Below are 26,277 nucleotides of genomic sequence, written 5' to 3'. Positions count from 1 at the left end.
CTCAGCTTACTGGGTTGTCGTAACGACTATACCCTGGCATTTTTATGCCTAAAATTTGAGTAAGCTATGAGCACTTTATTAACTGTAAAATCATTAAATTACGATACCTCAACCTCTACCTTATTGAATGACATCTCTTTTACTGTTCAACAAGGTGACCGTATTGGTTTAATTGGCCATAACGGAAGTGGCAAAAGTACATTGTTGAAGCTAATAACCCAACAACTCTCCCCCAATAGTGGCAGTATCACTTATTCGAATCATTGTGTAACTGCTTATATTGAACAACACTTACCCGATGATGTTGCCAATTTGACACTGCTTGATGCACTTGTTCAAAAATTACCTGAACAAGATAAAGTCACTGACCGTTGGCGGGCGGAAGTTATATTATCAGAATTAGGTTTTACGTCTGAGCAATGGGAACAAAAAGCGAATGCAATCAGTGGCGGGCAACATACACGTTTGCTTCTTGGGCGTGCTTTAATTGAACAACCCGATTTACTGTTACTCGATGAACCAAGTAATCATTTAGATTTACCCACACTTATTTGGTTAGGCAATTTCTTACAATCATGGAAAGGTAGTTTTGTGCTAGTTTCCCATGACCAATCGTTATTAGATAAGGTCAGTAACTGCACTTGGATCTTACGAGATAAATCACTGCATTTTTATCGATTACCTTGCAGTGCAGCACGGCAAGCATTGAGTGAAAAAGACATCACAGATGCACGCCGTAATCAAGCAGAGCAAAAAGAGATTGACCGTATTGCATCAAGCGCCAAGCGTTTAGCGATTTGGGGACATGTCTATGATAATGAAGCCTTATCACGTAAAGCTAAGCAAATGGAAAAACAGATTGACCGCCTTAAAGACACCCAAACTGAATTAACCGAAGGCTATCAATGGAGGCTTGCATTAAATGGCAAAGCCATTCCAGCAGATAGAGTTTTGGAATTGGAAGGCGCCGTTGTCTCAACACCGAAAGGAAATCCGTTATTTAAAACGGCATTTCATCAAGTAAAAAGTGGTGATCGCATCGCTATCATGGGGGCCAATGGCTGCGGTAAATCAACACTACTGCGTCTACTTTGGCAACATTATCAGCAAGATTTACGCTATAGCGCACAATTGAAGTTTCATCCGGCAATTAGTGTTGGGTATTATGACCAACAATTAGAGCAGCTAAATGATAATGATAGCCTATTAGATGCATTACGACATTTTGCACCTTTAACCGATGAACAACGAAAAATGGCATTGATTGGCGCCGGTTTTTCCTACTCTCGCCATCAACAAAAAGTCGCTACACTCAGCGGTGGCGAACGCGCTAGATTGTTGTTTATTGGCTTAAGTTTGGCCCAGTACGAGTTGATTTTGTTGGATGAACCGACCAATCACCTTGATTTAGAAGGTAAGGAAGCACTTTGCGAGCAAATTAGCTTATTTTCAGGGGCGCTATTAATTGTAAGCCATGATAGGTGGCTCATTGAAAATAGCTGTCAACGATTCTGGTTTATCGATGATAATCGGTTAGAGGAATACCTTAATCTTGATGATATATATCATAAAATCGAGCAGCAAGCACAACCATTATTAGCGCCTACGCTTGGGGGAGATGTCCCGATTAAATCGACGATTGAAATTCCTCGAGGGGAAACGGCTCATGAGGATGCGTTATTAGAGACATTGCTAATATTGGAGCAAAAATTACTTGCGGATCAAAAACGCAAATTAAGCCACCAAAAACCACAGTTACAACAACAATGGAGCAACGAAATAGCCAAAATACACGCTAAATTGGGATTGTAACCAATACCCCTGGTCACATTAGTGACCAGGGGATTTTCTGAAGAAGTTGTATATTAATATAGGATGATAGTTACAGTTTACAAAATAATTATATACACCCTGAAATTTACCTTATTGGCGACATTACAGAAATTTAAATCCCGTTATTTACCAATAATGAAAATAAACAAAGTTTATTCTTTATGCATTTTATGTGAATAAAGATTTTGTAAACTATCCAAATTGTTATTTTATTTTTTGTTTCTTAGCTCGCTTAAAATATGAAGTTGGGACACTCGGACATACAACCTCTTTAAACTTAACATCTTTATTCGTATTTACAGGCTGTTCATTTTCAGATGAAACCGGGACGTCAGTTTGTGGTATTTTACTTGTTTCTTTCATATATAAACGCTCTTTTGCTTGTATAATATCATTCGTTTTAGCCATTTTATTTTTCCTCTGCCACTAACACGGCATTGACTTGCTCTATTCGTTCCACTGCTCGGTTAATGATCTCAACGACTCTTGTTGTCTCTTCTTTCGTCAACTGTTGTATCACGATTTGGTGTCTTAACAATGACTTAAATTTGTCTACAGCACATTCAATTTCATTTGCAAATTGATTACCTGCTTTTAATTCCTGTGCATATTTTAATTTTAGTTGAACTTCTGCCAATATTTCAGCCTTGAGTAATAAAAAACAGCGGCCTTCAGGTGTAATAACATAACACTTTCGCCCTTTTCCATTATCTTTACCTGCTGAAATAAACCCTAACTCCTCTAGCAACGTCAGAGTTGGATATATCACCCCTGGGCTTGGGCAATAAAAACCTGCAGTCTCTTCTGCAATTTTTTTTATTAGCTCATAGCCGTAATTAATTCCCCCTGTCAGTAGATGCAGGATATAAATCCTCAACTGTTTAGGGTTAAACATACGGCTAACACTTTTACCGTTACACAAACACGGGTCTAGTTGTTGTTCACTTGCCATTAAAATTCTCAGTGGTTATTCGTACTAAAACCGATATATCTAATATAATAGTTACTTTTACAGAAAATGCTAGCTTTAGATATATCTGTTTTGTGCATAACGTGCTAATGATAATCATTCTTATATGGATTATACCGACTAACTGTCGATACAACAGTAAAAATGTGCGGTAAATTGTCTAGCTGAGTAAATTATGCAGTAAATTTAGGAAAGGCTTTTAGGAATTGAGCCAGCCATCAAGAGATGGCTGGCTGGTATACATGTATTCTATTAACCAATATTTGGTAATATGTTGAAGACAATCCCTAACTGAACACCAATAACGATAATTCCACAAATAAATACCAATGATAGGCCTAACCCACCCCCCAATACTTGATATTTCCGTTGATTTAATGATCTTGATTTGAATGCCATTGCGCTAGGCAACAATAAGGCCAGTATTGAAAGTGCAATCGCAGCATACCCTAACGCCATCACAAACCCTTTCGGATAAAATAAGGCAAAAACTAGCGGTGGTCCAAAGGTGAGTAACCCCGTTTGTATGCGCCCAGAGGCGTTATCTTGGCGTTTAAATAAATCAGCTAAAAAGTCAAATAACCCCAAAGCGACTCCAAGGAAAGAAGTTGCTAAAGCCAAACTCATGAACATCTGTGCGATTAATTCTGTTTTTCCTGATTGAGCTACATCCTTAATTGCATCGAGCAACCCATTAAGCCCTGCGTTTTCAGCCAGAATACCAACAAATGTTGTTGTGCCAATACTCCCTAATGTTGCAATTTGCCATAAAATATAAGCGATTAACGGGATAGCACTGCCGATGATAAAGATAACACGGAGTTTTTTGACATCTCCCCCCATATATTTAACGATACTGGGAACGCTGCCATGAAAACCAAATGAGGTAAAAAATACGGGGATCGCCGATAAAATGAGGACTTTTTCAGTTGGTGCTGCTAATAAATTCTGTTGCTCAACATGAGGTATCATTAACGCCAATATAATGACTAAGAAAACAATTTTCGCAGCAAATAAAATACGGTTGATAAAATCTACTGATGAAGTCCCAAAACATACAACTCCCCCACCAATAATGGTAAATACAACAATTCCCATCCAATCAGCCATATCAATGGCAAAACTACTTTTTAAATTTGAAGTAATAATTTCCCCTGCGCCACTCACATAAGCCGCTGTCAATGCATACATAAGGAACATCATGCTGAAACCTGTAATAAATTTACCGCTGGGCCCTAAGTACCGTTGAGCAACACTACCGATCCCAGTTTCGTGAGATTCATGTTGGTAAACTTCAACCAAAAGCAATGCCGTGTAACACATCAATGCCCACAATACTAATAACATCGCCAAACTCACTAAAAAACCATTACCAGCGGCAGCGATAGGCATAGCTAACATACCTGCGCCAATCGTAGTACCTGCAACAATAAATACACTACCAAGTGTGCGATTTTTCATATTGAGATCCTAACAAGTAATTAAATTTTAATTTTATAATTGGAATGATTTAACTTATTTTCTTCATTAATGAGATGTTGCAGTTTGTCTTCAAAAATATTTTTTAATTCCATCCAATAGGTTTCAAAATGAGCCCTATCGCGCAAGCAATGCGTCATTATCGCTGCCCGTAGCACATAAATTGACCGTACTTTATGCCATTCATTATCAGAAAACTGTGCATCTCGGCATAAGCTCAGTGGGTTATCGCCATACTCTTCATGTGTTAGTGAGGTTGATGAGGTGAGAAAATCATTAGAATAACTTCGACCTGCGGCATAAGAACATAATTCGTATAACCGTTTATTTAATTGATTTTGTTTTTCTAAAGATGTGTTACCGATTTCACGAAACATAAAATTAATCATGTGAAAGTCCGGTCTGGGCATCGCAATAATTGAAAACTGGCGCTCTTCAATAATAAAGGGCTCACATTGGTTTATCTTGTCAATCATCCAATTGGCTGTGGTGATCCCTGCCGCAATTACTTTTCCATACCCTAAAATATTTAACGGGACTAAACGATGTGCAGCCCATACCGCTGCTGCAGTTGCCCCTGCTTTTGACCCTTCCATAATAGAAGAGCCAAGTAATACATTCTGCGCTTTTTCTGTTTTACGCTGTTTTTCTTGTACTTCTTCAAATACATATGCGGCATGATAAGACACTAAATCCACAATCCGCTTATCCTTCATACAGATTGCACCTGCGGCATACGGAATAAACCCCACTTTATGAGGATCAACAGTTATAGAGTCAGCTTGGCTTAATGCTTTAAAGCTTTCATAAACATCGCGCTTTGGCCACACCATGTTTTCAGGAAAAATTCCTTCACTATGATAACGTTGGATTACGTTCTCATACTCCATAAATTGATTTTCTTCATCACGAAACATCGCGCAAGCGTATCCCGCATAAGCGGCATCAATATGCACATAGAAGGAAACCCCAAAACGTTCTTCACATTCACGTCGTAGCTCAATGACTTCTTTTACATTGTCTATTGCACCAGTCTCTGTGGTTCCAACAACGGCAACTACGGCTAAAATTGGCTCCCCTTGCTCAATCAATGCAAATACGGTTTCCCGCATTTTATGCACATCCGTTCGATAACTTGCATCAACGGGTAGTTGCACAATATTCTGTTGGCCTAAACCAAGAATATCCATCGCTTTCATCCATGAATAGTGTTTAGACTGCGGTACCAATAACTTACCGAGTTTTCCTTGCTCTATTCCAACACCACGGCAGGTCAAATCACGAATTTCTTCGAAAATGTGCCGTTTCTTTAATTCATCAATTAAATCTAAAACCTCAGAAACAGAGAGGTTGAGTAACTCTTTTTCAGTTTTATCCTTTAATAGATCTTGGGATTGCGGATGTTGCATAATTGCCAACGGAAGGGTTTTAATATTTCTAGCTACCCATAGCCCTTCGTAGTTAGCTACCGTTCCGCCAGATGTAATATGCCCCCAAGCATGTTGTACGTCATAACCAAACATGGCACATAAATCTAACCCTGCTTCTATTTCCAAAACCGTTGTCGTTGGTGACGATTCTTGTGCACAATTATTGGGGTTATACATCATTGCCATGACATAAGCCAAATTAGAAATCATCAACGTGTCTGCATTCATATGTCCCATATAACGGGGAGAAAACCACGGAACCGATGTTGTTTTTAATTTTGAAGAGAGTTGATTAAGAATGCCTTCAGTACGATAAAGCGTATCTCGGTATTCGGGAGCATAACGGTCAACGGTAGAGATAAGTTCAGGATCTTCAGGATGGTAGCTAGAGCGCCAATGCATATGTTCACTAACTGAATACTCCATCATTTCTTTGAAAAAGACAGCATTTTCAGATTTAGGACCTAAAAATAATGCATCAACATTTATTTTTGAGTTTTTAAAATTATTCATCATTACTACACCTTCAAACTACAATTAACGCGTGCTAATTGCACTTAAGTTAGTTAACTTAATATCATTGGAAAGTGCATAACGGACTATGTTTATAAGATATATCAATATATTAATGATATGCATTTAAAAATATCATTTAAACATTATTTATTGATAAACAAACCGTTAATGGCCAACTTATTCATAGGTATAATCGATCTCTATTAAATTATTAACAAACTCCTTCTAATTTCGTTCTGATTTGTGGGCAAGCACAAAAAATCAAAATTTAGTCAACTGTAAAGAGATTTTTACGCTAAAAAAGCTTGAATATGTAAAAAGATTGTTATAGAGGATGCGGTTTTTACTATTCTGTTTTAGTTATTTTTAAATAGTAAAAACCATAAAAAGTAGAGTCAACTAACTGTTTAGTAAAACTATCTTACCAATAAGATCCCCAGACTCCATATGCTTATGAGCATCTTTCACCTGTGATAAATCATAGGTTTTGTTAATGATAGGTTTAATTTTACTATTTTGTAACAAACCCCAGACTTGTTTTCTCAGTTCTTGGGCGATCAATGCTTTTTCTTCAATAGTCCGAGAGCGCATAGTTGAACCTGTATGAGTTAGTCTTTTTACCATTAAAGGCATCATATTTAACTCTTTAGGGTTACCTTTCATCATCCCAATTTGGATAATTCGCCCACATTTCGCGGCAACTTGATAATTTTTAGCGACATAGTCTCCACCAATAATATCAACAACCATATCAACACCTAAAGAAGAAGTGTAATTAAGCGTCGCCTCAACAAAATCATCTTTTTTATAGTTAATAACACAATCTGCACCAAGTCGTTTTGCTGCATCCACTTTTTCTTCAGAACCAACCGTCGTTAATACTTTTGCACCAAAAGCTTTCGCTAACATGATCGCCACACTGCCAATACCCGATGTCCCACCATGGATAAGTACAGTTTCATCTCTCTTAAGTTTTCCTATTTGAAAAACATTTGCCCATACAGTAAAAAAATTTTCAGGTATCGCAGCCCCTTCGATAAAAGAAAGACTTCCTAATGGTAATGCGATGTTTTTATGTACTAAACAATATTCTGCATAACCTCCTCCAGCCACCAGCCCACAAACCTTATCGCCTAACTGCCATTCATCTACATCATCCGCTTTGGCAACAATCGTTCCTGCGATTTCAAGTCCCATAATCGGTGATGCATCTGCCGGTGGAGGGTAAGATCCCTTACGCTGAAAAATATCAGGGCGATTAACTCCAGCAGCTTCCACTTTAACAAGCAAATATCCTGCAGACACTCTAGGTAATGGTTTATCAATTAATCGCAGTTTTTCTGGCCCGCCAGGCTCTATAATGTCAACAACCGTCATTGAAGTGGGTAAAGACTGTTGAGTAAGTGTCATTATATTCTCCTTTTTGAGGTTAATTTGAAAAATTGATATTCATAAATTTATTTTCGTGTTAAATTAATGCTAATTAGTTTAATATTTCGTGCTTTATTAGCATTAATTTAAGTATTAATCACAATAGCACTACATGTCATTTTTTTATCGTTTAAAGGTTGAAATTTAATCTACATCAAACTTTATATTTAACAATTTTCTTTAAATTAGCATTAACATCTAAATTCACGAATCTCTTGCAGTTTCTCTGATAGGCTTTTTTGTTTATTAAGTCGATTCTGTCATACTTTACTACTTACCAGTTGCATCATCTTATGTTAAAATTGACTCATATCAATAATTTTAACTTGATTGAGCCTTAAATATGATCCCAGAAAAAAGAGTTGTTCGTCGCATCCAGTCTGGTGGTTGTGCTATTCATTGCCAGGACTGCAGTATTAGCCAACTTTGCATTCCTTTTACGCTGAATGAACATGAACTGGATCAACTTGATAATATCATCGAGCGCAAAAAACCCATTCAAAAAGGCCAAGCTTTATTTAAAGCTGGTGATGAATTGCGTTCATTATATGCCATCCGCTCAGGTACAATAAAAAGCTATACAATAACCGAAGAAGGCGATGAGCAGATTACCGGTTTTCACTTGGCTGGAGACCTTGTTGGTTTTGATGCTATCATTCATACACAGCACCCAAGTTTTGCACAAGCATTTGAAACCTCAATGGTTTGTGAAATACCATTTGAGACTCTAGACGATTTATCAGGCAAAATGCCTAATTTACGTCAGCAAATTATGCGTTTAATGAGCGGTGAAATTAAAGGCGATCAAGAAATGATCCTTTTATTATCCAAAAAGAACGCAGAAGAACGTTTAGCTGCATTTATTCTTAACTTGTCCCACCGCTTTGCAGAACGTGGTTTTTCACCAAGAGAATTTAGATTGACCATGACTCGTGGGGATATCGGTAACTATCTTGGATTAACCGTTGAAACCATTAGCCGCCTTTTAGGTCGTTTCCAAAAAAGTGGCATGCTGAGTGTTAAAGGTAAATACATCACTATCGAAGATATGACAAAACTGACTGATATTGCAGGTAAAGTTTCAGCCATTACATGTTAATATCCCTAAACGGATCACGTTATCAGTGATCCGTTTCCATTTTTTTTCCCAGATTTCTTGCCTATTTAATCTCAATATCATAGTTTATCTATATGGAAACATCCGTGTATCAAGAGGATTTCAATATGGCAAACTATAAAAATCTGCTAGTTGCAATTGACCCAAATCAGGATGATCAACCTGCATTAAGACGTGCTGTCTACATCGTGCAGCGTAATGGTGGACGGATAAAAGCGTTTTTACCTATTTACGACCTTTCCTATGATATGACAACATTACTTTCGCCTGAAGAACGTAATGCCATGCGTAAAGGTGTAATAAGCCAAAAAATGGCTTGGATCAAACAGCAAGCTCATTTCTATCTTGAAGCGGGCATCGATATTGAAATTAAAGTTATTTGGCATAACAAGCCATATGAGGCCATTATTCAGGAAGTAATAAATGGTGAACATGACCTGTTACTGAAAATGGCACATCAAACCGATAATTTTGAGTCGATTATTTTTACCCCACTAGACTGGCATTTACTCCGAAAATGCCCTGCTCCCGTTTGGATGGTAAAAGACAAAGTATGGCCTGATCACGGTTCCGTGGTTGTCGCCGTTAACTTATCAAATGAGGAATCTTATCACGATGACCTCAATATCAAACTGGTCGAAAAAACAAAAGACTTAGCAACGCGTATTATTAAAGAACAGGAAATCCATTTAGTGAGTGCGTATCCTGTTGCTCCTATGAATATTGCCATAGAGTTACCTGATTTCGATCCGAGCTTATATAACAATGCACTACGCGGCCAACATTTAATTGCCATGAAAGAGTTACGGCAAAAATTTGGGATTGATGAAAAATATACCCATGTCCGTGAAGGCCTACCTGAAAAAATTATTCCAGATATGTGTGAAGAATTGCACGCTGGGGTTGTGGTACTGGGTATTTTGGGCCGTACAGGCATTTCAGCGGCTTTCTTAGGGAATACCGCGGAGCATGTCATCGATAAGCTAAAATGTGATTTATTAGCGATTAAACCTGACGGTTTTGTTTGTCCTATTAACCCTGCTGATGATGATTAGCTAATCATCTAAAACTTATTAGGTCCCAATAATATTTATGTTATTGGGACCTAATTTTATCATGGTTAAGTTATTGCTGAACTGAACTTTGACTAAGTATCGGCCAAGCTTGCATAGCATTAAAAATGACTTGATTAAGTCTTTCAAGATCAATTCCATCACAAGCTTGTATGGTAAAACCATCAATTACCGTTATATAAAAATCAACGATAGCTTCAATCGGCGCATCTGGAGCAACATCACCATCATCAATACCTTTACGCATACGTGCCAGTAAAATTTCCTGATAACTTTTCCGTTTTTCTTGGACGTTTAATTGCACATCTTCGATTTGCTTTGACCCATTCATTGTCGCTGTAATCAGCATACAACCTGCAGGCTTGTTTGGCTGAATTAGCCTTTTAGCGCTTTCATACATCAGCAATTCAATTGCAATTTTCGCTGTTTTGGCTTGCTTTACAATAGACAAAATAGGACAAGCTTCATTCATCAAATAATAATCAATACATTGATTAAACAACGATGCTTTATCACCAAAAGCACAATAAAGGCTAGGCGCTGTGATACCTAGCTCTTGAGTTAAATCGCTGATTGAGGTTGCAACATAGCCATTTCGCCAAAACAATAGCATGGCTTTAGCTAGTGCATCTTGTTGGTCAAAGCCTTTAGGCCGCCCGCGTTTTATTTGATTCATATTCTCACTTTACTCGCAGTCAATTCACTATGCCACAACTATTTTATAGTGATCATTATAAAAATAATTGACAACGCCTAAATTCACATAAACAATAGCGCCATGATTTTATAGCGATCACTATAAAATCATTCTTTTTTGTAAACTACTTAATTTTCATGGAAAGCGCATGACAACAACTCATATTTCTTCGCACAATGGTAACTGGCTTTCACTATTATCTGCAACTTTTGCTTGCTTCATTATTGTTACTGGTGAGTTTTTAGCCATTAGTGTGCTAAATAACATCGCTTATGATTTTCAAATATCAACAGGTACCGCAGGACTTACAGTCACTGTCACATCTATCGCAGGTATGGCATCCTCTCTATTTGTCCCCATCTATGCAAAAAATATTGATAGACGCCAAGTCTTACTTTTCTTAGTTGCTCTCATGATATTAGCTAATGCAATTACGGCTTTCGCATCTAATTTTAGCTTAGTTTTATTAGGTAGATTCGCATTAGGAATTGCACTAGGGGGTTTTTGGGGAGTTGCAGCAGGCTTAGTAATACGTCTAGCACCTAAAAATATGTCAATTACCACATCCGTAACAATATTCTTTTCGGCCGTCACATTAGTTACCGTGCTCGGAGTACCTCTAGGCGCTTGGTTATCTGATAACTACGGTTGGAGAATGCCTTATATTGCGTTGGTTATTGCAGGTGCTGTCGCATTTTTAATGCAATATTTCTCTTTACCATCATTAAAACCTTCTTCGTCTATGCAATGGAAAGAACTGTTATTGATGCCTTCGCACCCTATTGCACGTAAAGGGTTAATTATATTCACACTGATTTTTTTAGCACATTTCTCTGCCTATAATTATTTTACGGTGTTCTTTAAACAAACCGCAGGTTTTATCGAAGGACAAATTTCAGCATTATTGCTCTTTTTTGGGGTAGCCAGCGTAGTTGGCAATATACTGGCGGGTTATGTCGGAAAATATAATGTTCGTTATAATTTCGCGATTAGTGCACTTTTATTAGCCTTAGCGTTTCTCGCATTATCTGTTTTAGATTTTAATTGGGCGACCAGTATCATATTCGTTTCTTCATGGGGGATCGCTGCGGGTATGGTTCCTGCAACAATCAATATGTGGATGCACGTTCATGTTCCAGAATTAACCGAAAAAGGTTCCGCCCTTATTACCTTTATGTTTTTAATTCTAATTACCATTGGTAGTCTAGTGGGAGGATACGTCATGGACCATTTCAATGGCGGAGTTCTCATGATGAGCATGCTGACTATATCTGCATTTGCGTTTTTATTAGTGTTTACTTTTGCTCGAGGGCTAACCAATTGTGCACGATTTTGCCTCAAATGATGCGTTTATAAGACTGCATCATATGAATTGATTTAGCTCTCAAATATCAAGAAGGGGTGATTGGAATTAACCAATCCCCCCTTCTTATTTACTTTACTAATTATTTTTAAATGAATTAGTGACTCATTAAATTACAATGCACGTAAGATTGCATCGACGCTATCTTTCGCATCACCAAACAACATCTGTGTATTTTCTTTGAAGAATAATGGGTTTTGTACCCCAGCATAGCCCGTATTCATTGAACGTTTAAATACAATGACATTGCTTGCTTTCCAAACTTCAAGAACTGGCATACCTGCAATTGGGCTATTTGGGTCATCTTGAGCCGCTGGGTTAACCGTATCGTTAGCACCAATGACAAGTACAGTATCGGTATCAGAGAAATCATCATTGATTTCATCCATTTCTAATACGACATCGTAAGGCACTTTAGCTTCTGCGAGTAAGACATTCATATGCCCTGGCAAACGCCCAGCAACAGGGTGAATACCAAAACGCACATTGATACCACGCTCACGTAATTTAGTCGTAATATCTGCCACAGGGTATTGTGCTTGTGCCACGGCCATACCATAGCCCGGAGTGATTATCACTGATGTTGAGTTTTTCAACATTTCAGCGACTTCCTCTGCTGTAATTTCACGGTATTCGCCCATTTCTTCCTCAGAGCCTGTTGAAGAGCCATCTGTACCGAAGCCTCCTGCAATGACACTGATAAATGAACGGTTCATCGCCTTACACATAATATAAGACAGAATCGCACCTGAAGAACCGACCAATGCCCCTGTGACGATCAGCAAGTCATTACTTAACATGAAACCTGCAGCTGCAGCAGCCCAACCTGAATACGAGTTCAGCATTGAAACAACCACAGGCATGTCCGCGCCACCAATTGATGCCACTAAATGCCAGCCAAAAACTAAAGCAATCGCTGTCATGATGAGCATCAAGAAGACTTGTAAGCCGACACTTTCTGTTTTAACGAAAATGACTAACAGAATAAATGAAACAACTAACGCCGCTAAATTCAGTTTATGGCGATTAGGTAACATCATCGGTTTTGATGACATTTTCCCTGATAATTTACCATAAGCGACCACTGAACCTGTAAAGGTAACTGCACCAATGAAAATCCCCAAGAAAACTTCAGTTAAATGAATGTTTTCCATAACAACATCAGCGTGCCCTTCACTTGCAATAAAACTGTTAAAACCAACCAAAACTGCAGCTAAACCGACGAAGCTATGTAAAATAGCCACCAGTTCAGGCATTTCTGTCATTTCAACTTTTTTCGCTAAGCGAATACCGATAACCGCACCAATAACCATCGCAACGATCATCCAGCCCACATTAGCACTGTCAGGACCTAAAATAGTGGCTATCAATGCAATAGCCATCCCGATGATGCCGTAAGTATTCCCTCGTTGGGAGCTTTCATGACGTGATAGCCCTGCAAGGCTGAAAATAAACAGGATAGCAGCAACTATGTAAGCTGCTGTCACAATTCCACTCGACAACATAAGTTACCCCTTATCCTTTACGAAACATTTTTAACATGCGTTGAGTTACAGTAAACCCACCGAAAATATTGATACTCGCGATCAATATGGCGATAAAGGATAAGAAGCTTACCCAGCCACCGCTTCCAATCTGAAGCAAGGCGCCCACGACGATGATCCCTGAAATAGCATTAGTGACTGACATTAACGGTGTATGTAATGCATGAGTCACATTCCACACCACGTAATAACCAACCACACAAGCTAATGCAAATACAGTAAAGTGCGATAAAAACTCTTTTGGCGCTGAATTAGCGAACCAACCAAACAAGATGATAGCTAATGCCATCAAGCCATATTTTACCGTCGGTGACATCTTTTTCTCAGGCGCTTTAACTTTTTCCACCGCTTGCGGTTTCGCCTGCGGCTGAGCAGATACCTGAATTGGGGGCGCTGGCCACGTGATTTCACCTTGTTTAATCACCGTAACACCGCGAATAACCAAATCGTCGAAATCAATATTAATTTCGCCATCTTTTTCTTTGCACAGTAGTTTCATCAGGTTAACAAGGTTGGTGCCATATAACTGGGATGATTGTGTTGGCAAACGGCTTGGCAAATCTGTGTAACCAATAATTTTCACACCATTGTCGGTCACGACTAATTTGTCAGCTTGGGTTAATTCGCAGTTACCACCCGTTTGAGCCGCTAAGTCGACAACCACACTTCCCGGCTTCATTGATTCAACCATTTCCTTGGTAATCAATTTAGGCGCTGGTTTGCCTGGAATCAGTGCCGTGGTCACAATAATGTCGACTTCTTTCGCCTGTGCAGCGAACAGTTCCATCTCCGCTTTTATAAATGCTTCTGACATCACTTTGGCGTAACCATCGCCACTGCCAGCCTCTTCCTTGAAATCGAGCTCAAGAAATTCAGCACCCATACTCTGAACCTGTTCTTTTACCTCAGGCCGAGTATCAAAGGCTCGTACAATGGCGCCCAAGCTACCCGCAGCACCAATTGCAGCAAGGCCAGCAACCCCAGCACCAATAACCATAACTTTCGCTGGTGGCACCTTACCTGCCGCAGTGATTTGCCCCGTAAAGAAACGGCCAAATTCATGAGCAGCTTCAACAATTGCACGGTAACCTGCAATATTTGCCATTGAACTCAGCGCATCAAGCGACTGAGCTCGTGAAATACGTGGTACCGCATCCATCGCCATCACGTTAATATTCCTAGCTTTTAAAGCTTCCATTAGCTCAGCATTCTGTGCCGGCCAAATGAAACTCACCAATGTTGCTCCTTCTTTTAACAAAGGAATTTCATCATCCAGAGGTGCGTTGACTTTAAAAACAATATCCGCAGCAAATGCAGTGTCACGATCAACGATTTCGGCACCCACTTGCTCATATGCTACATCATCAAAACTGGCTAAATGACCCGCATTTTGCTCTACACACACAGAAAAACCCAACTTAAGTAGTTGAGTCACTGTTGATGGCGTAGCAGCAACACGCGCTTCATTGGCAAGTCGTTCTCTTGGTATACCAATACGCATAATGTTCCCTTTTTAATGCTTGAAGTAATGTTGTTAATAGGCTGTTTGCTAAAATAATGACCATCATCACAGAGAAAAGTCTTATTTTGTGCATAAACAGATTTTTAATGTTCTAATAACCTACTGAAAATAAGCGTCCTGATCCATAATTGATCTCGATTCTTAGACAGTAAATGGAATTCGCTGTGAAAATCTTAGTTTTAGGTCAATAAAATACTGGATACTTTAAAAAATCTGGTAAATTTAACTAGTCAATAAATATTTATTTCTCATAAAAAGAAAATCATGAGACAACGGGTTCTGTTACGTGTAATAATCACGTACATGTGATACAACTAAGATTCAGCATGTTTATAATAAATTGCGCAAGGCGGAAGGATTTTGTATGAAGCTGAAAACTACGGTCATCGCAGCCGCGGTGCTGTCATTAACTAGTATAACTGCTACTCAGGCGGCTGTTGAATTGACGCCAAAACAGGCTACTGAATTAAAACCTTATGAGCGTATAACAGTTACCGGGCGCTTTAATGCTATTTATGAAGCATCCGATGCAGTCTCCCGTAGGGCTGATAAAATGGGGGCATATGCCTTTTACATTCAAAGCCTTGATGATGTAGGTGATAGCGGCAACATGCGTGTTGTTGCAGACGTGTACGCAAAAGATGCACCAGAAGTTGATTCACCGAAGCGTCGTGTATTCGGTGGTGTTGAGGAAATGTCAAAAACGGATGCAACCGAATATGAGCCTTTTGATACCGTTACGGTAAGCGGTTTCTATCCTTCCCAACCGGATCTGTATGAGGCTATTGCTAAAAAAGCCCTTGAGAAAAATGCAGCTTCGTTCTATGTGGTTCGTAATATCGCAATGAATGATGGCGGAAACACACTAGCGACAGCTTATATCTATAAGAAAGATGCGCCGAAGCGACAAGTACTGAATGAAGACGCAGTGGTTCCTGCTGATTCAGACGCTGGCCGTGCTCTATTAGCTGAAGGCGGTGAAGCGGCTAAAAAAGTTCGCATTCCTGGTGTTGCATCTTCTGAAGAACCAACAACCGCAGTCGGACGCTTCTTTGAAACCTCTAGTAGTCAACCGGGTCGTACTAGTGTAACCCTGCCAAGTGGTTATGTTATCGAAGAAGTCAACAAAACAGCCGCGGCTCAAATGGTTCCATTTGACTCTATAACATTCTCTGGATATTACACCAATACGCCTGAAGTACGTTACCAAATAGCAAAACGTGCGGAAGCAAAAGGAGCTAAATATTTCCATATTACAAGAGAATGGCAATCTAATGGTGGAAGTGTCACCATCAGTGCTGACTTGTTTAAATAGTCCAATATTCTGTGATACTAAAACCAGCCTCCTCGGCTGGTTTTTTTGTTTTTATTCACTTCATTTACGTTAAATCACATTTTACACGCTATCCATCTTCTTTTTTCAAACAAAGTGCATAAAACACCTTAAAAAATGCATACATTACCATTGCATATCTGTCATTTCGTTCGTAGAATCCACACACTGAAAACATGCAGTCATTCTGTCTACTTTTTTTATGGCTTCTAGTTAAACTAATTATTGTAATGGCATTTTAACGTCATTTTAACTTTTGATTTCTGAACGTTCAGGATTTACTTTGAAAAATACTTTGAGTCTTACCGCTCTAACGGCGCTAGTTCTTAGCTCGATGGTTGGTGCCGGTGTTTTTAGTCTCCCTCAAAATATGGCTGAAGTCGCCAGCCCGCTCGCATTAATAATCGGTTGGTCCATTACTGGTGTGGGTATCCTCTTTTTGGCATTTGCCTTATTGTTGCTTTCGCGTATACGCCCTGACCTTGACGGTGGAATATTTACTTATGCAAAAGTCGGTTTCGGGGAATTAATTGGTTTTTGCTCTGCGTGGGGGTATTGGCTATGTGCGGTAGTTGCCAATGTGTCTTATCTCGTTATCGTATTTGCCGCGATCAGTTTTTTTACTGATACTCCTGATAACATCATTTTTGGTGATGGAAATACATGGCAAGCACTGATCGGAGAATCAATACTTCTCTGGTTTGTTCACTATTTAGTGCTTCGTGGAGTACAAACAGCCGCTGGAATTAATAAACTCGCTACAATGGCAAAATTAGTTCCCCTTGGCTTATTTATTGTATTAGCTTTTTTGGCCTTTAGACTTGATATTTTCAATGCAGATTTCAGCGGTATCGAATTTGGCGTTCCTGTTTGGGAGCAAGTCAAAGATACTATGTTGATTACATTGTGGGTATTTATTGGTATCGAAGGGGCCGTTGTTGTTTCAGCTAGAGCAAAAAACCGCCGAGATGTTGGCTTAGCAACAATTTTCGCTGTGAGTTCTGCTTTAATTATCTATATTCTCGTTACCTTACTTTCTCTTGGGATCATGCCAAGAGCTGAGCTTGCAGAAATAAAAAACCCATCCATGGCCCCTCTTATGATAGATTTAATTGGTTCGAGTGGTGATATTATTATTGCGGCTGGCCTCATTATCTCTGTTTGTGGTGCTTATTTAAGTTGGACTATTATGGCCGCTGAAGTGCCTTATATCGCAGCACAATATCAATCATTTCCTAAAATATTCAACAAACTAAATAAAAATGATGCGCCATCTTCGTCTCTATGGCTCACTAATGGTGCAGTACAACTCTCTTTGGTTCTTATTTGGCTTAGTGGAAGTAATTACAATACATTACTTACTATCGCCTCTGAAATGATATTAGTCCCCTATTTCCTAGTCGGTGCATTTTTAGTCAAGGTTGCTTTTGAACGTCATAATAAGGCATTACTTGCTGTTGGATCTATTGCTAGCCTTTATGGCCTATGGCTGATTTATGCTTCAGGGTTAATTAATTTACTATTATCTGTCGTTTTATATGCCCCCGGTATTTTGGTGTTTTTCTATGCTCGCCAGCAGCAAACCAACCAAATACCATTAAAGATGATTGAAAAAATCATGGCATATGCTATTGCTATCGCTGCTATTCCAGCACTCTATTATTTGGTTGTTTAGCTTTGTACCAAAGGGCTTAATTTTGATGCGTAAATTTAAGCCCTATTTACTGTAATTTCCTATTTTCCACATACTCAATACCTCAATAACCTTCTAGTATTAACCCCCTATTACAATTTCTCTTCCCTTATACTGGTGAAAATTACTGTTGTACGATCTTCGGTGCTCATATGATTCCCCCTTGCTTGTATGTTGTAACTAAAGCGCCAGTTAAACTAAAAATAAAAAACGCTTCACATACAAAATACGTGAAGCGCCAATTAGTCAAAATAATACTTACAGTTGTTGGGACAACTGTTCCATCGCCTGCATAATTCGCTTATCCGAAATTGGATATGGCGTTCCAAGCTGTTGGGCAAACAAGCTAACTCGCAGTTCTTCAATCATCCAGCGAATTTCTTGAACTTCTGGCATATTTTTCTGAATCGGAGATAATTTTACTAGCCATTGTTGCCACATATTCTGAACATGCTCGACTTTACTCATTTGAGCACGATCTCGGTTAGGGTCAATAGCCAGCTTTTCTAGTCGCCGCTCTATCCCATTTAAATAACGAAGAATATCAGGCAAGCGTTTCCAACCATGAGTGGTCACAAAACCTTTAAACACCAGATTCGACATTTGTGTTTTTATATCCGATAACGCTATTGCCATCGAAAAATCGACCCGCCCTTTTAGACGTTTGTTGATCGCAAACACCGCTGTTAATATTTGTTCAACTTGCTTAGCAATATTAACAACCACATCATTTAATTCTGCTCGTGCAAACTCTTTCAATTTTTCAAACTGCACTTCATTCCAAACCGCACCACCAAAATTAGCAATTAATTGGTCAACACCACAAGCAATACAGTCATCAATTAACTCTAATACCTTGCCATAGGGGTTAAAATACAAACCTAATTTTGATTTGTTTGGTAGTTTTTCATGCAAATACTTAATTGGCGATGGAATATTTAACAGCAACAATCGACGTACTCCGGCCCACATTGCTTGCTGTTGTTCCAGTTCCGTTTCAAATACCTTGATACCTACGCTATTTCTTTCATCAACTAATGCAGGGTAAGCCTTAACGGAATATCCCCCCCTTTTTTGCTCATAACGTTGAGGTAATTCACCAAAACTCCAAATATGTAACCCGTGTTGCTCAATGCCATCATCCACAACTTCAGACAACGTTTCTTGCACTTTTTCTTTTAAGCTATTTTTTAACTCATCAAGGTTTTGCCCTTCCGCAACAGTTTTATTTTTGTCGCCCACAACACGATACGTCATTTTCAAATGAGCTGGGAGCTGCTCTAATTGCCATAAATCACGTTCAACAGTCACACCTGTCATACGACGTAATTCACGTTCAAGTTTATCTAATACACTCCCTTCAGGCTCTGGCACTCGTTCTAAAAATGCAGAAGCATAATTAGGTGCAGGGACAAAATTTCGTCTAATTGGTTTAGGTAACGATTTAATTAAAGCAACGATTAGCTCATGACGCAAACCAGGAACTTGCCATTCAAAGCCAATATTCTGAACCTGATTTAATACAGCAAGAGGTATATGTACTGTCACACCATCAGCATCAGTTCCAGGTTCAAATTGGTAACTCAAGCGAAATTTTAAATCCCCTTGATGCCAATAGTTAGGATAATCAAGTGCTGAAACATTACTGGCGTCATCTTTAATCAGCATGCTTTTTTCAAAGCTTAACAAGTCCGATTGTTGCTTAGATGCCGTTTTCCACCAATTATCAAAATGACGGGAGGAAATCACATCATTCGGGATCCGTTGGTCATAAAATGCAAATAATGTTTCATCATCAACTAAAATGTCTCGCCGACGTGACTTATGCTCCAAATCTTCAACTTCAGATAATAACTTCAGATTTTCTTTAAAGAATGCGTGACGAGTAACCCAATCCCCTTCAACTAATGCATGACGAATAAACAATTCACGGCACAGTAATGGGTCAATATTTCCATAATTAACCTGCCTTGATGCAACAATAGGTAGCCCATATAGCGTCACTTTTTCTGATGCCATTACCGCACCTTCAGATTTTGACCAATGAGGCTCACTATAACTATGTTTAGTTAAATGTTCAGCTAAAGGTTCAACCCACTCAACATCGATGGATGCGGCAATTCTTCCCCATAATTTCGATGTCTCAACAAGTTCCGCGACCATTGCCCATTTTGGTGGTTTTTTAAACAGACCCGACCCTGGAAAAATAGTAAAACGTGCATTTCTAGCCCCAGTGAACTCGTGTTTATCCGCGTCTTTTTGGCCAATATGTGAAAGCAAGCCAGCCAATAACGAAACGTGAATACTCCGAAAATCAGCCTCAGAGCTATTAATGGCAAAACCTTGTTCTTTCACCACTTGCCGCAATTGGGTATACAAATCTTGCCATTCTCGAATACGTAAGTAATTGAGAAAGTCTTGGCGACACATTTTTCTAAATTGGGCGTTAGAAAGCTGTGTTTGTTGTTCCTTTAAGTAATCCCAAAGGTTTAAAAAGGCTAAGAAATCTGATTGTTTATCATGGAAACGCCGATGTTTTTCATCAGCAGCTTGCTGTTTCTCTAATGGCCTCTCTCTCGGGTCTTGAATTGATAATGCAGAAACAATCACCATTGTCTCACGTACTGCACCATGTTTACGTGCTTCAATCACCATCCGAGCAAGCCTTGGATCTACAGGAAGCTGGGCAAGCTGCCTACCGGTATCCGTTAATTGATAGCCTTTATCTGCCTGTTTATGGGACTTAATTGCACCTAGCTCTTCCAGTAATTTCACACCATCTTGGATGTTACGTTTATCAGGAGCCTCCACAAATGGAAATGCAGAGATATCACCAAGACCAATAGAAGTCATTTGTAATATAACTGATGCCAAATTCGTCCGTAAAATTTCTGGGTCCGTGAACTCTGGACGTGATAGAAAGTCATCTTCTGAGTATAAACGAATACAAATCCCATCAGAAACACGGCCACAGCGCCCTTTACGTTGGTTAGCTGAAGCCTGAGAGATAGCTTCAACAGGTAGGCGTTGCACTTTAGTACGGTAGCTATAACGACTAATACGCGCATAGCCAGTATCAATAACATATTTGATACCCGGTACAGTTAATGATGTTTCTGCTACGTTTGTTGCAAGAATGATCCGCCGCCCCCCATGAGGATGGAATATGCGATTTTGCTCACTATTAGAAAGCCTTGCGAAGAGAGGTAATATTTCAGTGTGGCGTAAAGAAAGTTTTGATAACGCATCGGCAGTATCACGGATCTCCCGCTCACCGCTCATAAAAATCAGTATATCGCCATTACCTTCAACCGACAGTTCATTTACCGCATCTATGATCCCATCAATTTGGTCACGGTCACTATCGTTTTGCTCTCCAATAATAGGGCGATAACGAACTTCAACGGGATAAGTTCGCCCAGATACTTCAACAATCGGAGCGTGACTAAAGTGCTTCGAAAAACGCTCAGGGTCAATGGTTGCCGATGTAATAATCACTTTTAAATCAGGGCGTCTCGGTAATAATTGACGCAAGTAACCTAAAATAAAGTCGATATTAAGGCTTCTTTCGTGAGCCTCATCGATAATAATAGTGTCATATTGCAACAGCAATTTGTCATTTTGTAATTCTGCAAGCAAGATACCATCAGTCATCAATTTGACTTGAGTCGTTTCACTCACTTGGTCACTAAAACGGACTTTATAACCAACATTTGAACCTAATTCACATTCAAGCTCTTGAGCAAGACGTGTTGCGACTGAACGTGCAGCTAACCGTCTTGGTTGAGTATGCCCAATAAACCCTAGAACCCCTCTGCCAAGTTCAAGGCAAATTTTTGGGATCTGCGTTGTTTTACCTGATCCAGTTTCACCTGCAATAATAACAACTTGATGCTTTTTAATGGCATCTAAAATAACGTCTTTTTTCTGGCTAACTGGTAAATTATCTGGATATACAATTTTAGGTGAGTTTAATCGTTTAAGTTCAACTCTTTGTTTGGCTTTCTCAATATCTATTTTAATAGCGTCAAGTACCGCAGAGCGCGATTTTTCGTTCTGGATCTTTGCAATACCTTGCACTCTTTTTTTCAGTAACCATTGGTCACGTAATGAAGTTTGTCCAATATCAGCGGTTAATGCTGTCAGTATGGATTTCACCTGTTAAATCCTTATCTTTAATAAATTTCAATGCACGCTAGCCAATCCACTTCGCAATTTGTGAGGGCTAAATTTTGTTTTTATTTTTAATTGTTGTTATCACATAAAAATACCATCAATTTTTTTGAAGAAGGCTATCTAATTTTTTTCCTATCAATCAGTTACACCTCACGTATCATTACCAATGAAATTTCACCTAAACATAGAGGAACACATGAGTAAAGTATTACTATTGAAATCAAGCATTCTGGCTGACTATTCACAAAGCAATAAAATGGCAGATTACTTTATTCAACAATGGCAGGAAAAACACTCAGCAGATACAGTAACTGTACGAGATTTAGTCAAAGAACCAATTCCAGCGATTGACGGTGAAATTTTAGCAGCTTTTGGCCCAAGTGACACGAAAACAGAACAACAACAAGCACATTTGGACCTGTCAAATGCGTTGATTGAGGAAATTAAGGCTCACGATGTGATTGTTATTGCAGCCCCAATGTATAACTTTACGATTTCTTCCCATTTAAAACATTACTTCGACTTTATCGCTCGCTCAGGCCACACGTTTAAATATACAGAACAAGGTTCTGTCGGCTTATTAAAAGACAAACGTGCCTATATATTAACGAGCCGAGGCGGTATCTACAAAGACACACCAACAGACACCATGGTGCCTTATTTAACACTATTTCTAAATTTCATTGGTATTACCGACGTTGAGTTTATTTTTGCTGAAGGCACGTCGTTAGGCCAAGAGTCAGTCGAACGAGCGCATCAACAAGCACAAAGCCATATAAATACGATTATTGCTTAAGATCTAGACTTTCTAAGTAATATATTATTAAGACTCAAAACTACCATTGTTATATTTTGCGCACTTTCTGAGTGTGCTTTTTATTTCTTTTGTAGCCATTGACCATTAATTCCACGTACAAATTCCCCAGAGTTCGCCCTTTCTACGAGCTTCTGCCCTGCTATCCTTGCAACGTCATTAGTTTTTAGGTTATTTTTTGCCGCAATTTCACTATATCTTTTTTCCCGTTCTTGGTTTATTTGTGCTGCTAGCTTGGTGGCCTCCTGATTATTTGTATTAATTGGGGCTAAATACCCTGACAATGTTTCCCCCAATAGACCCGTTTCTTTGGCTTCATCCACTGTAATTGCTACAGCCTGAAAAGTAGTCAATAATGAACATAGCGCTAGTACTTTGATAATTCGACTCATTTGGGATTTACCTCTCCGAATAAATCACTATTTTCTTTTAATAACTCTTCTACTTGTCTATCCGCTTTTATTTGGATTTCATGTTCAATTTTTACGTTCATATTAATATTGATGGGCTTATCCGGTGTTGCGACCTCAACTCGTAAGCAAGCTGATAACAATAACGCAATCGATATAGCTGTAGTAAATTTTAATATTTTCACGTTCATTCTTATGCTCATTATAAATTTTTTTCCAACCACTCTTCTAAAGAGCTACCAAATCGTAAACTACGCCATAATTGAAAGATATTTTCTTCATGTTGATAATGCAAATGAACTTCACGTTTTTTCTTTTCTTGCGTGTTATACCCTTCAAGGATTGTTTTCATATTTAACAACCCTAAGTTTGTAACATTAACGTCTGTACGGCTGCGTTTTATTTCCAAATATTGTAGCCACCCCATAGCGGAACCCGCAGATATATTATCCTCTCGGATGGAATCAACAAATTGAGTATCTAACCGTAACGTTAATGGCCCACTATTTTCTAACCACCCATCTTTAACTATCCACTCTGGATTATTTAAATAAAAAGGTAACTCACCATTAACTTTACCTGAAACAGCAAACTGTGACACTTTTAATATGGTAAATAACTGACTAAGTTCAATCTGTCTTAATTTTATCGAAGAGGCATGGGTTTGTGGCCAGCGTAGTAAATCCATCGATACCTCACCCCCTAAGGTTTTAAAGCCCACATTAGTCAGTTTTAATGGCCTGTTTTCCGTTGGTGGATATGAACCAGCAAGATCGGCTTTAATATCCGTCAATTCAAATAAATTATTGAGCTTTTTAATACGTAACTCAACAGGTCCCTTCCCCCCTAAAGTCCAGGTACTTTGTTTTAAACGCCATGGTAAAACAAAATCTAATCCTGATAACTCACCATCTTTTAACCAAAGGCTCGTATTTTCTACACGCCAGTGTCCTCCTGCAATAAAACCATCTTCTGGTGTTATTGAGAAAGCAGCTTGAGAAAATAATTTTCCTTGTTTTAATTCAATTCCAAGATCAGCAGGAATTAATGTTTGAAAAGCCGTGACTGACTGCTCAGGCCAACGAGCTTCCCCTCTTAATCTTTCACCATCCCAGCGCCCAAATATGACGATTGGCCCGACATCTTTAGTGCTTAAATCACCTTTAAGTTGAAATTCAGCAGGAGATTTTCCACTAAGATCCGCATTTAATGTAACTTTTGGTAGATAACTTTCAGTACCAAATTGCATTCGTTCACTGGTAAGCTGTAATTGTCCATTAAAATTGGCTTTATTCTGATCACGTTGCCAAACTAATGGCTTACTTAGTTGTAAACGCGGAGCCCTCATCGATAAGAGCCCATATTGTATTTGGTCAAAACCTGTATTTAAGCTATTTAATGTGATTAAAGTGTCCTGCCAACTCCCATTACCCTTAATGTCCCAATTAGCCGATAATGACGGCAAGTTGGCATTTCCCCAATAATTCCAAATCCATTTTCCCTTATCTAATGCAAATTTATTGGCTTTACCATCCAAATGAATATCGAAATCTCCCCAGTACTGTTCTTTAACCTTAAGGATAGCTTGCAAACGCCCTGAAATACCTTCTTCACTTAACGATGTCCCTGCGAGTGGCAATCTAACTTCATTAAGAATAAGTGTTTCAGAAAGCCGACCATAAGCTCTTAATAATGAACTGGATAAAAAAGAGACTTTTGGTGTGGCTAACTGGCCTGAAACCTTGGCTGGTAAATTAATATCCAGCACCATATCATCATATTTAACTTGGCCATGTAGCCTAAAGTTAATATCAGCATCGAGTAAATTTATCTGGGTAGATGGCACCGCTAAGACAATATTGGCTTTCCCTTTCTCTGCTTGTGTGAGCATGTTAATGCGCCCAGAAAATACCATTTCACTTAATGTATTATTCCAGTTATCAACTTGAAGGCTGATACCGCCTTGTAAAGGAATATCTGCTTCTTTCCATTGCCACTTCCCTTGCGCTATTTGTATTCTAGAAGGCGATAGTAACCATGGTAAATAAAGCAATTCTTCCTTTGTGTCTGTATCCATGACACTAAAGACGCCTTGGTCATTCAACCAACTGAATTTAGCTTGTAAGAATTTTTCTGGGTTGATTAACTTAAAATAAGCATTCAGCTCGCCTTTTTCTGGAAGCTGATTTGCCATTAAGGGGAGTTGCACATCACCAAATAATTCTATTGTTTGCTTTTGTTCTGGTAGAAATGCTAAAAAATTTTGAATGACTAATTGGTGTTCCCTGTTTATTAAAGATGACAACCTTAAATTGTCGCCGCTAAAATCAAATTCTAGAGGGTTAGTCTGATTTTTACGTAACCAGATACTGCCTTGGTAATCACTCCATGGCTGTATGTTGGCATTATTTATAACTAATGAAAAAACAGGGATACTATCGATAACGTCCGCAATATTAATCGGATCATGATCTGTTTCATTCGTTGGCTCAAGAGCACTCAAACATTCAGTTTTAACATCAAGGTTATCCACAATAGCATGCAAGGGAAAGATTGAAAGCCTTGTGCTATTCAACTGAACTAATGTGCAATCATTTGCTGTTATACTGATATTTGCTATACCTAATTGGCCATGACTAATTCTTGGTTCTGAAAACGACAGTTTAAATGGCTTAGGAAGATAGTATGATGCAACAACAGGAGCCCAATGGGATATCGTTATCCATAAAAGTATTAAGAGAGCAATGCTTCCACCCAAAAAGCAGAGTAATATTCTGAATGCTCTTTTCATTAACTGCATTACTACGTCCCTTGTTTGAGTTGTTCTGTAGCGCAAATGATAAATTTCAACAAAATCGTCTCATTAAACGCGATAC

At 38.8% G+C, this 26,277-nt stretch carries 19 protein-coding genes; 7 read left to right on the top strand and 12 right to left on the bottom strand.

All coding sequences use genetic code 11. The features are described from left to right. Positions 1-66: 66 nt before the first annotated feature. Complete coding sequence (locus M0M83_RS10175; protein WP_248468392.1) at positions 67-1,812, top strand: ABC-F family ATP-binding cassette domain-containing protein; 1,746 nt, start codon at positions 67-69, stop codon at positions 1,810-1,812. 225 nt (positions 1,813-2,037) lie between these two features. On the opposite strand, the gene M0M83_RS10170 is transcribed toward M0M83_RS10175, so the two are convergent. The 5 genes from M0M83_RS10170 to M0M83_RS10150 form a co-directional block, all read right to left on the bottom strand. Next, the gene (locus tag M0M83_RS10170; protein WP_125894388.1) at positions 2,038-2,241 is read right to left on the bottom strand and encodes a DEAD/DEAH box helicase; all 204 of its coding nucleotides are present in this window, start codon (positions 2,239-2,241) and stop codon (positions 2,038-2,040) included. A 1-nt stretch (position 2,242) separates the two neighbouring features. Beyond that, positions 2,243-2,785: a PadR family transcriptional regulator gene (locus M0M83_RS10165; RefSeq protein ID WP_125894386.1), complete on the bottom strand. Its 543-nt coding sequence runs from the start codon at positions 2,783-2,785 to the stop codon at positions 2,243-2,245. A gap of 270 nt (positions 2,786-3,055) precedes the next feature. Next, entirely contained in the window at positions 3,056-4,264 is a 1,209-nt protein-coding gene (gene tyrP, locus M0M83_RS10160; RefSeq protein WP_125894384.1) for a tyrosine transporter TyrP, read from the bottom strand. A gap of 20 nt (positions 4,265-4,284) precedes the next feature. Beyond that, positions 4,285-6,225, bottom strand: a complete 1,941-nt coding sequence (locus tag M0M83_RS10155) for a pyridoxal phosphate-dependent decarboxylase family protein (protein ID WP_248468443.1) — start codon at positions 6,223-6,225, stop codon at positions 4,285-4,287. Positions 6,226-6,627: 402 nt separating this feature from the next. Continuing rightward, positions 6,628-7,638, bottom strand: coding sequence for an NAD(P)H-quinone oxidoreductase (locus tag M0M83_RS10150; RefSeq protein WP_213912762.1), 1,011 nt, complete (start codon positions 7,636-7,638; stop codon positions 6,628-6,630). A gap of 364 nt (positions 7,639-8,002) precedes the next feature. Here M0M83_RS10150 and M0M83_RS10145 point away from each other — a divergent pair, with 364 nt between their 5' ends. Both M0M83_RS10145 and uspE read left to right on the top strand, forming a co-directional pair. Next, complete coding sequence (locus M0M83_RS10145) at positions 8,003-8,758, top strand: FNR family transcription factor (protein ID WP_248468391.1); 756 nt, start codon at positions 8,003-8,005, stop codon at positions 8,756-8,758. 125 nt (positions 8,759-8,883) lie between these two features. Next, positions 8,884-9,831 carry a universal stress protein UspE gene (uspE, locus tag M0M83_RS10140; protein WP_125894780.1) on the top strand — a complete coding sequence of 316 codons (948 nt, stop codon included), beginning with the start codon at positions 8,884-8,886 and terminating at the stop codon, positions 9,829-9,831. Between the two features lie 70 nt (positions 9,832-9,901). Here the strand turns inward: uspE and M0M83_RS10135 are convergent, their stop codons facing one another. After that, on the bottom strand, positions 9,902-10,525 hold the full coding sequence (locus M0M83_RS10135; protein ID WP_004254827.1) for a TetR/AcrR family transcriptional regulator: 624 nt from the start codon (positions 10,523-10,525) through the stop codon (positions 9,902-9,904). A 169-nt stretch (positions 10,526-10,694) separates the two neighbouring features. Between M0M83_RS10135 and M0M83_RS10130 the strand changes: the two genes are divergently transcribed. After that, a complete protein-coding gene (locus M0M83_RS10130; protein WP_248468390.1) occupies positions 10,695-11,891 on the top strand; it encodes an MFS transporter in 1,197 nt (398 codons plus the stop codon). 131 nt (positions 11,892-12,022) lie between these two features. Here the strand turns inward: M0M83_RS10130 and pntB are convergent, their stop codons facing one another. Then, positions 12,023-13,411, bottom strand: coding sequence for a Re/Si-specific NAD(P)(+) transhydrogenase subunit beta (pntB, locus tag M0M83_RS10125; RefSeq protein ID WP_248468442.1), 1,389 nt, complete (start codon positions 13,409-13,411; stop codon positions 12,023-12,025). 13 nt (positions 13,412-13,424) lie between these two features. Then, positions 13,425-14,954 (bottom strand): Re/Si-specific NAD(P)(+) transhydrogenase subunit alpha, encoded by a 1,530-nt coding sequence (gene pntA / locus M0M83_RS10120; protein ID WP_125894786.1) that lies wholly within the window; start codon positions 14,952-14,954, stop codon positions 13,425-13,427. 385 nt (positions 14,955-15,339) lie between these two features. On the opposite strand from pntA, the gene ydgH reads away from it, so the two are divergent. Both ydgH and M0M83_RS10110 read left to right on the top strand, forming a co-directional pair. Beyond that, entirely contained in the window at positions 15,340-16,290 is a 951-nt protein-coding gene (gene ydgH, locus M0M83_RS10115; RefSeq protein ID WP_125894788.1) for a DUF1471 family protein YdgH, read from the top strand. A 352-nt stretch (positions 16,291-16,642) separates the two neighbouring features. Continuing rightward, a complete protein-coding gene (locus M0M83_RS10110; protein ID WP_423811142.1) occupies positions 16,643-17,983 on the top strand; it encodes a basic amino acid/polyamine antiporter in 1,341 nt (446 codons plus the stop codon). Positions 17,984-18,259: 276 nt separating this feature from the next. On the opposite strand, the gene hrpA is transcribed toward M0M83_RS10110, so the two are convergent. Continuing rightward, positions 18,260-22,159 carry an ATP-dependent RNA helicase HrpA gene (hrpA, locus tag M0M83_RS10105; protein ID WP_248468388.1) on the bottom strand — a complete coding sequence of 1,300 codons (3,900 nt, stop codon included), beginning with the start codon at positions 22,157-22,159 and terminating at the stop codon, positions 18,260-18,262. A gap of 214 nt (positions 22,160-22,373) precedes the next feature. On the opposite strand from hrpA, the gene M0M83_RS10100 reads away from it, so the two are divergent. After that, positions 22,374-22,973 carry an FMN-dependent NADH-azoreductase gene (locus tag M0M83_RS10100; protein ID WP_125894794.1) on the top strand — a complete coding sequence of 200 codons (600 nt, stop codon included), beginning with the start codon at positions 22,374-22,376 and terminating at the stop codon, positions 22,971-22,973. 80 nt (positions 22,974-23,053) lie between these two features. Here the strand turns inward: M0M83_RS10100 and M0M83_RS10095 are convergent, their stop codons facing one another. The 3 genes from M0M83_RS10095 to M0M83_RS10085 are packed head-to-tail and all read right to left on the bottom strand — an operon-like array spanning position 23,054 to position 26,201. Beyond that, on the bottom strand, positions 23,054-23,383 hold the full coding sequence (locus M0M83_RS10095) for a YdbL family protein (RefSeq protein ID WP_125894796.1): 330 nt from the start codon (positions 23,381-23,383) through the stop codon (positions 23,054-23,056). Next, the gene (locus tag M0M83_RS10090) at positions 23,380-23,592 is read right to left on the bottom strand and encodes a YnbE family lipoprotein (RefSeq protein WP_102140371.1); all 213 of its coding nucleotides are present in this window, start codon (positions 23,590-23,592) and stop codon (positions 23,380-23,382) included. Before M0M83_RS10090 ends, M0M83_RS10095 begins: the two co-directional genes overlap by 4 nt. A gap of 11 nt (positions 23,593-23,603) precedes the next feature. Continuing rightward, positions 23,604-26,201 (bottom strand): YdbH family protein, encoded by a 2,598-nt coding sequence (locus M0M83_RS10085; protein ID WP_248468387.1) that lies wholly within the window; start codon positions 26,199-26,201, stop codon positions 23,604-23,606. Positions 26,202-26,277: the final 76 nt, after the last annotated feature.

Origin of the sequence: Providencia rettgeri (assembly GCF_023205015.1) — a bacterium.
Classification (GTDB): domain Bacteria; phylum Pseudomonadota; class Gammaproteobacteria; order Enterobacterales; family Enterobacteriaceae; genus Providencia; species Providencia rettgeri_E.
Note: the sequence above shows the minus strand (reverse complement) of the source record. Positions and strands in the feature narration are given on the sequence as shown.